This is a genomic window from Bacteroides caecigallinarum (assembly GCF_016902295.1).
GTDB lineage: Bacteria > Bacteroidota > Bacteroidia > Bacteroidales > Bacteroidaceae > Phocaeicola > Phocaeicola caecigallinarum_A.
Genome location: NZ_JACJLQ010000152.1, coordinates 1 through 516, shown reverse-complemented (window position 1 = coordinate 516; position 516 = coordinate 1). Strand labels below are relative to the sequence as shown.

General features: G+C 46.5%; 1 protein-coding gene. It reads right to left on the bottom strand.

Features of this window, described 5'->3' with window-relative positions; all coding sequences use genetic code 11:
* Positions 1-121 precede the first annotated feature (121 nt).
* Positions 122-499: a single-stranded DNA-binding protein gene (locus H6A27_RS14595; protein ID WP_204509208.1), complete on the bottom strand. Its 378-nt coding sequence runs from the start codon at positions 497-499 to the stop codon at positions 122-124.
* Positions 500-516 lie beyond the last annotated feature (17 nt).

The following is a 516-nucleotide window of genomic DNA, read 5'->3' as shown; positions in this document are numbered from 1 at the left end:
TTCGCAACGGAATTTATGCCAGTTCCCCGAAGTCGGTGTATGAGGAACGAATCTCAACAAAGAGAAGTATAAGCATAAAAAAAGCGACCCGAAGGCCGCTCTATTGGAGAGAGGAAAGGCTTTACTTGCCCTTCCTGGAGTTTTTCTCCTGAGCTGCAGGAGTTTCCTCCTTTTCAACAGCTTCATAGAACCTGGTGGCTACAAATGCCACTCTGTTGTGCTTGACACCGTCGGCATCCTGCCATTCCTCCGGCTTGAAATAGCCTTCAACCGTGAGAAGTGCTCCTTTGACAAGGCGGTCAAAGGATGTTGTATTCTCATTCTTGCGCCATGCCTCGACGTTTATGAAAGCGGAAGTGTGGGTTGTTTCCTCGCCTGATTTCTCAGTACGGCTGATTGCCAAAGGGAAACGTGCAACGCTTGCGGTTGAGAACTGATGGATGCTTGCATCCTTACCTACAAAACCAGAAACTACGAAAGAATTTTCCATTTTCTTCATGACATTGAAATTTTAGA

What these genes read in the sequence shown, in the direction of transcription:
- H6A27_RS14595 (WP_204509208.1), bottom strand. Translation starts at nt 499, where the DNA reads ATGAAGAAAATGGAAAATTCTTTCGTAGTTTCTGGTTTTGTAGGTAAG.